Below are 11,491 nucleotides of genomic sequence, written 5' to 3' on the forward strand. Positions count from 1 at the left end.
CGCTCTGTGACACCCGTCGGCGGTGGCTCACGTCACATCGTCGCCCCGTCACAGGGACCGGACCGCCGGCGTCTTGTGTTCGCCAATGAGGTGTTCGCCACTGAGGCACCGAGCGTGAGGACGAGATCATGGAATCCCGATTCAACCTGTTCGAGAACGAGATCGGCGGCAGGTTCGCCAAGCGGTTCGCGGGCACCGCCCAGGTGCTCCAGCAGTCGTCGCTGCCGCACTCCACGCAGGAGCTGATGTCGCTGCGCGCCAGCCAGATCAACGGCTGCGGTCACTGCATCGACATGCACACCAAAGAGGCCGCGGCCGCCGGTGAGAGCGCGGTGCGGCTCCACCTGGTCGCCGCCTGGCGCGAGTCCACGGTGTTCACCGAGGCCGAGCAGGCCGCGCTGGCGCTCACCGAGGAGGGCACCCGGCTCGCCGACGCCCACCAGGGCGTGTCCGACGAGACGTGGGCCCAGGTGCGCAAGCACTACGACGACGACCAGATCGCCGCGCTGGTCTGCCTGGTCGCCCTGATCAACGCGGCCAACCGGATGGCCGTGATCACGCACCACAAGGGCGGCTCCTACGAGGCGGGGATGTTCAAGGCCGCGCTCGACCACTGAGCCGGCCGGCCAGCGCCTCCGGCCCGGCCCGGGGCCCTCCCGCCCCGGACCGGGCCGCCGCATGTCCGGCCCGGGGCGGGGGCTCTCGGTCACGATTGGGTTGCGGCCCTTGCTCCCCCTCTTGCCATCCGTCCGTGTAATCGATTCCAATCCTTCGTGTAATCGATTCCACGAGGAGGTGGAACGGCGATGGCGAGTATCGGCATCAAGGACGTCGCCGCCGAGGCGGGCGTCTCCGTCGCGACGGTCTCGCGCGCGCTCAACGGCCACCCGTCGGTCAGCCCCGCCGCACGCGAGCGTGTGCTGGCCGCCGTCGAGACGCTGGGCTACCGCCCGAACGCCGTCGCCCGGTCGCTGCGCACCGACCAGACCCGCACCCTCGGCCTGGTCATCAGCGACGTCATGAACCCGTACTTCACCGAGCTGGCCCGGTCCGTCGAGGAGGAGGCCCGCGCGCTCGGCTACAGCGTCATCATCGGCAACGCCGACGAGCGGCCCGATCTCCAGGACCACCACGTCACGACGCTGCTGGACCGGCGTATCGACGGGCTGCTCGTCTCCCCCACCGACGGCGGCTCCCCGCGGATGCTGGACGCCGCGCGGGCCGGGACGCCGATGGTCTTCGTCGACCGGTGGATCCCGGGCGTGGACGTGCCCGTCGTCCGCTCGGACGGGCGGGCGGCCGTACGGGACCTCGTGGCGCATCTGTACGGCCTCGGGCACCGGCGGCTCGCCATCATCGCCGGGCCCGCCGCCACCACGACCGGACGCGAACGCGTCGACGCCTTCCGCGAGGCGCTGGCCGACTACGGGCTTCCCCTGCCCGACGCCTGCATCGGGCAGGGCGACTTCCAGACCGACAGCGGGCGCCGGGTCACCGAGGGCTTCCTCGACCTGCCCGAGCCGCCCGAGGTCGTCTTCGCCGCCGACAACCTGATGGCGCTCGGAGCCCTGGACGCCGTACGCGCGCGCGGGCTGCGGGTCCCCGAGGACATCGCGCTCGCCGCGTTCGACGACATCCGCTGGTTCGTGCACACCGATCCGCCCGTCACCGCGATCGCCCAGCCCACGGGCGACCTCGGGCGGGCCGCCGTGCGCGCGCTGGTCGACCGCATCGGGGGCCGGCCCGGTGAGTCCGTCACCCTCCCGGCGCGGCTGGTCGTGCGCCGCTCCTGCGGCGAGCCCACCGGTCCGCAAGAACCCCCGTCCCCGACCCCCGTACGAAGGAGTACGCCGTGAGCAGCCGCAGTCCGGACGAGTTGCTGCGCATCGAGGGCATCCGCAAGACCTTCCCCGGCGTGGTCGCGCTCGACAGCGTCGACTTCGACCTGCGCCGGGGCGAGGTGCACGTGCTCCTCGGTGAGAACGGCGCGGGCAAGAGCACGCTCATCAAGATGCTCTCCGGCGCCTACACGCCCGACGCCGGGCGGATCCTGGCCGGTGGCGAGGAGGTGCGCATCCACGGTGCGCAGGACTCCGAGCGCCTCGGGATCGCCACCATCTACCAGGAGTTCAACCTCGTCCCCGACCTGACGGTCGCCGAGAACATCTTCCTGGGGCGCCAGCCGCGCCGCCTGGGAATGATCGACCGGAAGAAGATGGACGCGGACGCGGAGGTGCTGCTGGAGCGGGTCGGCGTGACCGTGTCGCCGCGCGCCCGGGTGCGTGAACTCGGCATCGCCCGCCTCCAGATGGTCGAGATCGCCAAGGCGCTCAGCCTGGACGCGCGCGTGCTCATCATGGACGAGCCGACCGCCGTTCTCACCTCCGAGGAGGTCGAGAAGCTGTTCGCCATCGTGCGGCGGCTGCGCGAGGACGGCGTCGGGATCGTGTTCATCACGCATCACCTGGAGGAGATCGCCGCCCTCGGCGACCGGGTCACCGTCATCCGGGACGGACGCAGTGTCGGGCAGGTGCCCGCCACCACGCCCGAGGACGAGCTGGTACGGCTCATGGTCGGGCGGTCGATCGAGCAGCAGTACCCGCGCGAACGCGCCGCCGCCGGTGCGGCGTTGCTCAAGGTGGAGGGACTGACGCGGGACGGCGTCTTCCACGACGTCGGCTTCGAGGTGCGCGCCGGTGAGGTCGTCGGCATCGCGGGCCTCGTCGGCGCCGGGCGGACCGAGGTCGTCCGCGCCGTGTTCGGCGCCGATCCGTACGACGCGGGGACCGTGCACGTCGCGGGCGACCGGCTCCGCCGTCACGACGTGAACGCCGCCATGGCGGCCGGGATCGGGCTCGTGCCCGAGGACCGGAAGGGCCAGGGACTCGTCCTGGACGCCTCCGTCGAGGAGAACCTGGGGCTGGTCACCCTCCGTTCCACCTCCCGCGCGGGGCTCGTCGACCTCAAGGGGCAGCACGCGGCGGCCGAGCGGATCGCCGGGCAGCTCGGCGTGCGGATGGCCGGTCTCGGTCAGCACGTGCGCACGCTCTCCGGCGGCAACCAGCAGAAGGTCGTCATCGGCAAGTGGCTGCTGGCGAACACCAAGGTGCTGATCCTCGACGAGCCGACGCGCGGCATCGACGTCGGCGCCAAGGTCGAGATCTACCAGCTGATCAACGAACTCACCGCCGCCGGTGCCGCCGTGCTGATGATCTCCAGCGACCTGCCCGAGGTGCTCGGCATGAGCGACCGGGTGCTGGTGATGGCCCAGGGCCGGATCGCGGGCGAACTCCCCGCCGACGAGGCCACCCAGGACGCCGTGATGGCACTCGCCGTCAGCACTCCGCACGGCGCATCAGACAACGACCCCCGCGGCAACACCCCCCACAGCGACGGAACGGAGGCCTCCGGTGGCCACTGACACGCTCAAGAGCAAGCCGGGCGCGCAGGGCGCCCCGGGCGGTCTGCGCCGCCTGCTGCTCGACAACGGCGCGCTGACCGCGCTGATCGTCCTCGTCGTCGCCATGTCGGCACTGTCCGGGGACTTCCTGACCGCCGACAACCTGCTGAACGTCGGCGTCCAGGCCGCCGTCACCGCGATCCTCGCCTTCGGCGTCACCTTCGTCATCGTCTCGGCGGGCATCGACCTGTCGGTCGGCTCGGTCGCCGCGCTGTCGGCCACCGTGCTGGCCTGGAGCGCCACCGAGGCCGGGATGCCGGTCGTGCTGGCGGTGCTGCTGTCCGTCGCGACGGGCATCGCGTGCGGCCTGGTGAACGGTTTCCTCATCTCGTACGGGAAGCTGCCGCCGTTCATCGCGACGCTCGCCATGCTGTCGGTGGGGCGCGGTCTGTCGCTCGTCATCTCGCAGGGCTCGCCGATCGCCTTCCCGGACTCCGTCTCCCACCTGGGCGACACGCTCGGCGGGTGGCTGCCGGTGCCGGTGCTCGTGATGATCGTGATGGGGCTGATCACGGCGTTCGTCCTCGGGCGGACCTACATCGGCCGCTCCATGTACGCCATCGGCGGCAACGAGGAGGCCGCGCGGCTGTCCGGCCTGCGGGTGAAGCGGCAGAAGCTCGCCATCTACGCCTTCTCCGGCCTGTTCGCCGCCGCCGCGGGCATCGTCCTCGCCTCCCGGCTCTCCTCCGCGCAGCCGCAGGCCGCGCAGGGCTACGAACTGGACGCCATCGCCGCCGTCGTCATCGGCGGTGCCTCGCTCGCGGGCGGCACCGGCAAGGCGTCGGGCACGCTGATCGGCGCGCTGATCCTCGCGGTGCTGCGCAACGGCCTCAACCTGCTGTCCGTCTCCGCCTTCTGGCAGCAGGTCGTCATCGGTGTCGTCATCGCGCTGGCGGTGCTCCTCGACACCCTGCGGCGCAGGACCGGGGCGACCACGCCCGCGGCCGGGGCCGGCGGGGGCGGCAAGGGCAAGCAGGCACTGACGTACGTGATCGCGGCGGCCGTGGCCGTGGCCGTCGTGGGCGCGACCTCGCTGCTGCACAACGGCTCCTCCGACGGCAGGACGCAGAAGGTCGGTCTGTCGCTGTCCACGCTCAACAACCCGTTTTTCGTGCAGATCAGGGACGGGGCGGAGGAGCAGGCGAAGAAGCTGGGCGTGGACCTGACGGTCACGGACGCGCAGAACGACGCCTCCCAGCAGGCCAACCAGCTGCAGAACTTCACCAGCGAGGACCTGTCCTCGATCATCGTCAACCCGGTGGACTCCGACGCCGCGAGCCCCTCGGTGCGTTCGGCGAACAAGGACGACATCCCCGTCATCGCCGTGGACCGCGGCGTCAACGACGCGAAGACGGCCGCGCTGGTCGCCTCCGACAACGTCGAGGGCGGTGAGCTGGGCGCCAAGGCGCTCGCCGAGAAGCTCGGCGGCAAGGGCACGATCGTCATCCTCCAGGGCCAGGCCGGCACCTCCGCCAGCCGGGAGCGCGGGGCGGGCTTCGCGGCCGGTCTGAAGGACTACCCGGGCATCAAGGTCGTCGCCAAGCAGCCCGCGGACTTCGACCGCACCAAGGGCCTGGACGTGATGACCAACCTGCTCCAGGCGCACCCCGACATCGACGGCGTCTTCGCGGAGAACGACGAGATGGCCCTCGGCGCGATCAAGGCGCTGGGTTCCAAGGCCGGCGAGTCGGTCCAGGTCGTCGGCTTCGACGGCACCCCGGACGGGCTGAAGGCGGTGCGGGAAGGCACGTTGTTCGCGTCCGTCGCGCAACAGCCGAGGGAACTGGGCAGGATCGCGGTCGAGAACGCGTTGCGCGCCGCCGACGGCAAGAAGGTGGAGAAGATGGTGAAGGTGCCGGTGAAGGTGGTCACCAAGGAGAACGTGGCCGGCTTCGAGGGCTGACGCGGGTTCACGGGCCCACGGACACACGGGCGGGCGGTCACCACGACCGTCCGCCCGCCTCACTCGGGTTCGCCCGGGTTCACTCGGATTCATTCGGATCGGGGAGCGATTCATGTACGACTACGACCTCCTGGTCGTGGGGTCGGCCAACGCCGACCTCGTGATCGGCGTCGAGCGGCGGCCGGGTGCCGGCGAGACGGTGCTCGGCACCGACCTGGCCGTCCACCCGGGCGGCAAGGGCGCGAACCAGGCGGTCGCCGCCGCCCGGCTCGGCGCCAGTACGGCGCTGCTGGCCCGGGTCGGCGACGACGACTACGGCCGGCTGCTGCTGGACTCGCAGCGGGCGGCCGGCGTCGACACGGTCGGCGTACTGGTGGGCGGGGCGCCGACCGGCGTCGCGCTGATCACCGTCGACCCGTCCGGGGACAACAGCATCGTGGTGTCGCCGGGCGCGAACGGCCGGCTGGCGCCGGGGGACGTCCGGGCCGCCGCGAGCCTCTTCCACGCGTCCCGGGTCGTCTCCGCGCAGCTGGAGATCCCGCTGGAGACGGTCGTCGAGGTGGTCCGGAGTCTGGCGCCGGACAGCCGCTTCGTGCTGAACCCGTCGCCGCCGCGCCCGCTCCCGGCGGAGGTGCTGGCGGCCTGCGACCCGCTGATCGTCAACGAGCACGAGGCGAAGGTGATCCTCGGCGACGCCTGCGTGAGCGAGCGCCCCGAGGACTGGGCCCGCATCCTGCTGGCCAAGGGGCCGCGTTCGGTGGTCGTGACCCTGGGCGCCGAGGGCGCGCTGGTGGCGTCGGGCGCTGACGTCTCCCGTGTCCCGTCCGTGAAGGTGGACGCCGTGGACACGACGGGCGCGGGCGACGCGTTCACCGCGGCGCTGGCCTGGCGGCTCGGCACGGGTGCGTCGCTCGCCGAGGCGGCGGCGTACGCGGCCCGGGTCGGCGCGGCGGCCGTCACGAAGGCGGGCGCGCAGGCGTCGTACCCGACGGCGGCGGAGGCGGAGGCCTTGTGAGCGAGGAAGCCGTGAAGAGGGACGTGCGGTGAAGAAGGCCGGGATACTGAACCGCCACCTGTCCGGCGCCCTCGCCGAACTCGGCCACGGCGACGGCGTCCTGGTGTGCGACGTCGGCATGCCGGTCCCAGCCGGTCCGCGCGTCGTCGACCTGGCCTTCCGCGCCGGAGTGCCGTCCTTCGCGGAGGTGGTGGACGGCCTGCTCGCCGAGCTGGTGGTCGAGGGGGCGACGGCGGCGACGGAGGTCCGGGAGGCCAATGCGGAGGCCGCCGCGCTGCTCGACGGGCACTTCCCCGCCCTCCGACTCGTGCCGCACGAGCGGCTGAAGGAGCTCTCGGCGGGGGCGCGGCTGGTGGTGCGGACCGGGGAGGCCCGGCCGTACGCCAACGTGCTGCTGCGGTGCGGGGTCTTCTTCTGAGAACCCTTCTGGCGACTCTCTGGCGAGCCTTCTGACGACCCGGAGAACTTCGAGGGGGCACGGTCGACGACCGTGCCCCCTCGGGTTTCCCTCCCCTTCAGAACCCCGTGATCCCCCCCCCGGGTCCCCCCACTGGGGTTCTGATGCCAAGTACGACCCGCGGACCGACGAAACGGTTGCACGGGTCGCCGGATTTATTTTTCCCGGCCCGCCTTCCCGGCGTCCCCCGCGTGCCCGGCGTCCCCCGCGTGCGCGGCGAACCGTGCCGCCGTCTCGGCGAGCACCTCCCGCCCGTCCCGCGCCCACAGCCCTTCGTTGAACAGCTCGACCTCGATGGCCCCGGTGTACCCGGCCGCCTCCACGTACCCCTTCCACTCCCGCATGTCGATCGCACCGTCCCCGATCTGGCCGCGGCCGTTGAGGACGCCCTCGGGCAGCGGGGTGGTCCAGTCGGCGAGCTGGAAGGTGTGGATGCGTCCGCCCGCCCCGGCCCGGGCGATCTGCTCGGGCGCCCGGTCGTCCCACCAGATGTGGTACGTGTCGACGGTGACGCCGACCTGGTGGGCCGGGAATCGTTCGGCGAGGTCCAGGGCCTGGGTCAGGGTGGAGACCACGCAGCGGTCGGAGGCGTACATGGGGTGCAGGGGCTCGATGGCGAGCCGTACGCCGTGCCGCTCGGCGTAGGGGGCCAGTTCCGCCAGGGCGTCGGCGATGCGCTCCCGGGCGGCGCGCAGGTCCTTGTCGCCGGCCGGGAGACCGCCGGAGACCAGGACGAGGGTGTCGGTGCCGAGGGTGGCGGCCTCGTCGACGGCACGGCGGTTGTCGGCCAGGGCCTTCGCCCGTTCGTCCGCGTCGATCGCCGTGAGGAAGCCGCCGCGGCACAGGGTGGTGACGGTCAGGCCCGCGTCGCGGACCAGCTTGGCCGCGGCCTCGACGCCGTACGCCTGGACCGGTTCGCGCCACAGGCCGACGTTGCCGACGCCCAGTTCTCGGCAGGCGGCGGCCAGTTCGGGCAGCGACAACTGCCTGACCGTCATCTGGTTGACGCTGAAACGCGTCAGGTCGAGATCGCTGTCGAGAAGGCCGGCGCGATCGCGGTCCGGGCCGAGGGCGCTCACTGGTCCACTCCGTACAGGCTCAGCAGGGTTCGCATCCGCTCCTCCGCGCGCTTCGGGTCCGGGAACAGGCCGAGACCGTCCGCGAGTTCGTAGGCGCGGGCGAGGTGCGGCAGGGAGCGGGCCGACTGGAGGCCGCCGACCATCGTGAAGTGGCTCTGGTGGCCGGCCAGCCAGGCCAGGAACACCACGCCCGTCTTGTAGTAGCGGGTGGGGGTCTGGAAGAGGTGCCGGGAGAGTTCGACGGTGGGGTCGAGGAGGGCGCGGAAGCCCTCCGTGTTCCCCGTGTCCAGCACTCGGACCGCCTCGGCCGCCAGCGGGCCCAGCGGGTCGAAGATGCCGAGCAGCGCGTGGCTGAAGCCCTGCTCGTCGCCGGCGATCAGCTCGGGGTAGTTGAAGTCGTCGCCGGTGTAGCAGCGCACGCCCTGCGGGAGGCGGCGGCGCAGGTCGACCTCGCGCCGGGCGTCCAGCAGGGAGACCTTGATGCCGTCGACCTTGTCGGGATGGGCGGCGATGACGTCGAGGAAGGTGCCGGTGGCCGCGTCGAGGTCCGCCGACCCCCAGTAGCCCTCCAGGGCCGGGTCGAACATCGGGCCGAGCCAGTGCAGGATCACCGGTTCGGCGGCCTGGCGGAGCAGGTGGCCGTAGACCTCCAGGTAGTCCTCGGGGCTCCGCGCCGACGCGGCCAGGGCTCGGGAGGCCATCAGGATGGCCTGGGCGCCCGACTCCTCCACGACGGCGAGTTGTTCCTCGTAGGCCGCCCGGACCTCGGCGAGGGTGCCGCCGGTGATCTGGTCGGTGCCGACGCCGCAGGCGATCCGTCCGCCGGCCGCCTTCGCCTCGGCGGCGGACCGGCGGACGAGTTCGGCCGCGCCGGCCCAGTCCAGGCCCATGCCTCGCTGGGCGGTGTCCATGGCCTCGGCGACGCCGAGCCCGTGGGACCACAGGTGGCGGCGGAAGGCGAGGGTGGCGTCCCAGTCGACGGCGGCGGGGCCGTCGGGCGTGGTGTCCGCGCGGGGGTCGGCGACGACGTGCGCGGCCGAGAAGACCGTACGGGAGGTGAAAGCGCTTCCTGGGGAGACCGCGAGGGGCTCGGTGCGGGGCTCGTAGGCGCGCAGGGTGCCGTTGGCGTCCGGCAGGTGGAGGGTCACAGCGCGATCTCCGGTACGTCCAGGCGGCGGCCCTCCGCGGAGGACTTCAGGCCCAGTTCGGCGAGCTGGACACCGCGGGCGCCGGCCAGCAGGTCCCAGTGGTAGGGGGCGTCGGCGTAGACGTGGCGCAGGAACAGTTCCCACTGGGCCTTGAAGCCGTTGTCGAAGTCGCCGTTGTCCGGGACCTCCTGCCACTGGTCGCGGAAGGCCTCGGTGGCGGGGATGTCCGGGTTCCAGACCGGCTTGGGGGTGGCGGAACGGTGCTGGACCCGGCAGTCGCGCAGTCCGGCGACCGCGGAGCCCTCGGTGCCGTCGACCTGGAACTCGACGAGTTCGTCGCGGTTGACGCGGACGGCCCAGGAGGAGTTGATCTGGGCAATCGTGCCGCCGTCGAGCTCGAAGACGCCGTAGGCCGCGTCGTCGGCGGTGGCGTCGTAGGGCTTGCCGTTCTCGTCCCAGCGCTGCGGGATGTGGGTGGTGGCGAGGGCGTGGACGGACTTCACGCGGCCGAACAGCTCGTGCAGGACGTACTCCCAGTGCGGGAACATGTCGACGACGATGCCGCCGCCGTCCTCGGCGCGGTAGTTCCAGGAGGGCCGCTGGGCGTCCTGCCAGTCACCCTCGAAGACCCAGTAGCCGAACTCGCCGCGCACGGACAGGACGCGGCCGAAGAAGCCGCCGTCGATGAGGCGCTTGAGCTTGAGCAGGCCGGGGAGGAAAAGCTTGTCCTGGACGACACCGTGCTTGATGCCGGCGGTGTTCGCCAGGCGGGCCAGCTCCAGGGCGCCGTCGAGGCCGGTGGCGGTGGGCTTCTCGGTGTAGACGTGCTTGCCGGCGGCGATCGCTTTCCTGATCGCCTCCTCGCGGGCCGAGGTGACCTGGGCGTCGAAGTAGATGTCGACGGACGGGTCGGCGAGGACCGCGTCCACGTCCGTCGAGACGTGCTCCAGGCCGTGCCGCTCCGCCAGTGCCTTCAGGGCGTGCTCGCGGCGGCCGACCAGGATCGGTTCCGGCCACAGCACGGTGCCGTCGCCGAGGTCGAGGCCGCCCTGTTCGCGGAGGGCCAGGATGGAGCGGACGAGGTGCTGGCGGTAGCCCATGCGTCCGGTCACACCGTTCATGGCGATTCGCACCGTCTTGCGTGTCACGTCATTCCCTTCGTACGAGCGATGAGTCAGATGTAGTGCGGTACAGCAAGCGCTTTCTATACGCTACGAAGCTAGCCTGTGGACGGTGGTCTGGACAAGACCGCGGTTCGGGTGAGTTGTTCGAGGGGACGAACACCGGCGGGCCGCGGCCGTAAGGTCACCCGGGACGGGACGACGGTGTACGGCACAGGCGCGATGCGGAGGACGAGGACATGACGGTGACACTGGCGGACGTGGCGGCCCGCGCCCAGGTCTCCCCCGCGACGGTGTCGCGCGTGCTGAACGGGAACTATCCCGTGGCCGCCTCCACCCGGGAACGGGTGCTGAAGGCGGTCGACGACCTGGACTACGTGCTCAACGGCCCCGCGAGCGCGCTGGCGGCGGCGACGTCCGACCTGGTGGGCATCCTGGTCAACGACATCGCCGACCCCTTCTTCGGCATCATGGCCGGCGCGATCCAGTCCGAGATCGGTGGGCCGGGCGGCAGAGCGGGCGGCGAGAGACTCGCCGTGGTCTGCAACACGGGCGGCACCCCGGAACGCGAGCTGACCTACCTCACCCTGCTGCAACGGCAGCGGGCGGCGGCCGTCGTGCTGACCGGCGGGGCGATGGAGGACGCGGCGCACCAGGCGGCCGTGGCGGCGAAGCTGCGCAAGCTGGCGGAGGCCGGCACGCGGGTGGTGCTGTGCGGGCGGCCCCCGGCGCCGGACACCGGGGCGATCGCGCTGACCTTCGACAACCGCGGGGGCGGCCGGGAGCTGACCGACCACCTGATCGGGCTCGGGCACCGGCGGCTCGGCTACATCGCGGGTCCTCAGGAGCGCACCACGACCCGGCACCGGCTGGAGGGCCATCGCGCCGCGCTCGCCGCGCACGGCATCGAGGAGGACCCCCGCTGGGTGGTCCACGGCCGCTACGACCGGCAGTCCGGCTACGAGGCCACGCTCGAGCTCCTGCGCAGGGACCCCTCCCTGACGGCCGTCGTCGCCGCGAACGACTCCGTCGCGCTGGGTGCGTGCGCGGCGCTGCGCGAGCTGGGGCTGCGCATCCCGGACGACGTGTCCGTGGCCGGCTTCGACGACCTGCCCTTCAGCATCGACGCGGTACCCGCGCTGACGACGGTCCGGCTGCCGCTCGCGGAGGCGGGGGCGCGGGCGGGGCGCATCGCGATGGGGCGGGAGGAGGCGCCGCCCGGGGGGATCGCGACGGTGCGGGGGGAGCTGATGGTGCGGGGGTCCTCCGGAGGGCCGCGGAAGTGAGCGTGCCGTTGGTTTCCGGGCG

At 72.2% G+C, this 11,491-nt stretch carries 10 protein-coding genes; 7 read left to right on the forward strand and 3 right to left on the reverse strand.

Annotation, left to right across the window (positions count from 1 at the left end; translation table 11 throughout):
- Positions 1–128: 128 nt before the first annotated feature.
- The 6 genes from ACIQ6R_RS06655 (at position 129) to rbsD (ending at position 6,796) form a co-directional block, all read left to right on the forward strand.
- Positions 129–617, forward strand: coding sequence for a carboxymuconolactone decarboxylase family protein (locus ACIQ6R_RS06655; protein WP_404219254.1), 489 nt, complete (start codon positions 129–131; stop codon positions 615–617).
- Between the two features lie 189 nt (positions 618–806).
- Positions 807–1,856, forward strand: coding sequence for a LacI family DNA-binding transcriptional regulator (locus tag ACIQ6R_RS06660; protein ID WP_404219256.1), 1,050 nt, complete (start codon positions 807–809; stop codon positions 1,854–1,856).
- Positions 1,853–3,421: a sugar ABC transporter ATP-binding protein gene (locus tag ACIQ6R_RS06665; RefSeq protein WP_404219258.1), complete on the forward strand. Its 1,569-nt coding sequence runs from the start codon at positions 1,853–1,855 to the stop codon at positions 3,419–3,421. Before ACIQ6R_RS06660 ends, ACIQ6R_RS06665 begins: the two co-directional genes overlap by 4 nt.
- On the forward strand, positions 3,411–5,363 hold the full coding sequence (locus ACIQ6R_RS06670) for a substrate-binding domain-containing protein (RefSeq protein ID WP_404177379.1): 1,953 nt from the start codon (positions 3,411–3,413) through the stop codon (positions 5,361–5,363). The genes ACIQ6R_RS06665 and ACIQ6R_RS06670 overlap by 11 nt, the downstream gene beginning before the upstream one ends.
- Positions 5,364–5,475: 112 nt before the next feature.
- On the forward strand, positions 5,476–6,378 hold the full coding sequence (locus ACIQ6R_RS06675) for a ribokinase (protein ID WP_404177376.1): 903 nt from the start codon (positions 5,476–5,478) through the stop codon (positions 6,376–6,378).
- A 28-nt stretch (positions 6,379–6,406) separates the two neighbouring features.
- A complete protein-coding gene (rbsD, locus tag ACIQ6R_RS06680; protein ID WP_404219260.1) occupies positions 6,407–6,796 on the forward strand; it encodes a D-ribose pyranase in 390 nt (129 codons plus the stop codon).
- A 194-nt stretch (positions 6,797–6,990) separates the two neighbouring features.
- Here rbsD and ACIQ6R_RS06685 read toward each other — a convergent pair whose 3' ends face one another.
- The 3 genes from ACIQ6R_RS06685 to ACIQ6R_RS06695 form a co-directional block, all read right to left on the reverse strand.
- Complete coding sequence (locus tag ACIQ6R_RS06685) at positions 6,991–7,833, reverse strand: sugar phosphate isomerase/epimerase family protein (RefSeq protein WP_404219626.1); 843 nt, start codon at positions 7,831–7,833, stop codon at positions 6,991–6,993.
- A 77-nt stretch (positions 7,834–7,910) separates the two neighbouring features.
- Positions 7,911–9,062: a dihydrodipicolinate synthase family protein gene (locus ACIQ6R_RS06690; RefSeq protein WP_404219262.1), complete on the reverse strand. Its 1,152-nt coding sequence runs from the start codon at positions 9,060–9,062 to the stop codon at positions 7,911–7,913.
- Positions 9,059–10,210 (reverse strand): Gfo/Idh/MocA family protein, encoded by a 1,152-nt coding sequence (locus ACIQ6R_RS06695; RefSeq protein WP_404219264.1) that lies wholly within the window; start codon positions 10,208–10,210, stop codon positions 9,059–9,061. The genes ACIQ6R_RS06690 and ACIQ6R_RS06695 overlap by 4 nt, the downstream gene beginning before the upstream one ends.
- A gap of 212 nt (positions 10,211–10,422) precedes the next feature.
- Between ACIQ6R_RS06695 and ACIQ6R_RS06700 the strand changes: the two genes are divergently transcribed.
- Complete coding sequence (locus ACIQ6R_RS06700) at positions 10,423–11,469, forward strand: LacI family DNA-binding transcriptional regulator (RefSeq protein WP_404219266.1); 1,047 nt, start codon at positions 10,423–10,425, stop codon at positions 11,467–11,469.
- Positions 11,470–11,491 lie beyond the last annotated feature (22 nt).

The sequence above is a fragment of the Streptomyces sp. NPDC096048 genome (genome assembly GCF_044763415.1).
In the GTDB taxonomy this organism is placed as follows: Bacteria; Actinomycetota; Actinomycetes; order Streptomycetales; family Streptomycetaceae; genus Streptomyces.

What these genes read in the sequence shown, in the direction of transcription:
- ACIQ6R_RS06660 (WP_404219256.1), top strand. Translation starts at nt 807, where the DNA reads ATGGCGAGTATCGGCATCAAGGACGTCGCCGCCGAGGCGGGCGTCTCC.
- ACIQ6R_RS06700 (WP_404219266.1), top strand. Translation starts at nt 10,423, where the DNA reads ATGACGGTGACACTGGCGGACGTGGCGGCCCGCGCCCAGGTCTCCCCC.
- ACIQ6R_RS06655 (WP_404219254.1), top strand. Translation starts at nt 129, where the DNA reads ATGGAATCCCGATTCAACCTGTTCGAGAACGAGATCGGCGGCAGGTTC.
- ACIQ6R_RS06685 (WP_404219626.1), bottom strand. Translation starts at nt 7,833, where the DNA reads ATGACGGTCAGGCAGTTGTCGCTGCCCGAACTGGCCGCCGCCTGCCGA.
- ACIQ6R_RS06675 (WP_404177376.1), top strand. Translation starts at nt 5,476, where the DNA reads ATGTACGACTACGACCTCCTGGTCGTGGGGTCGGCCAACGCCGACCTC.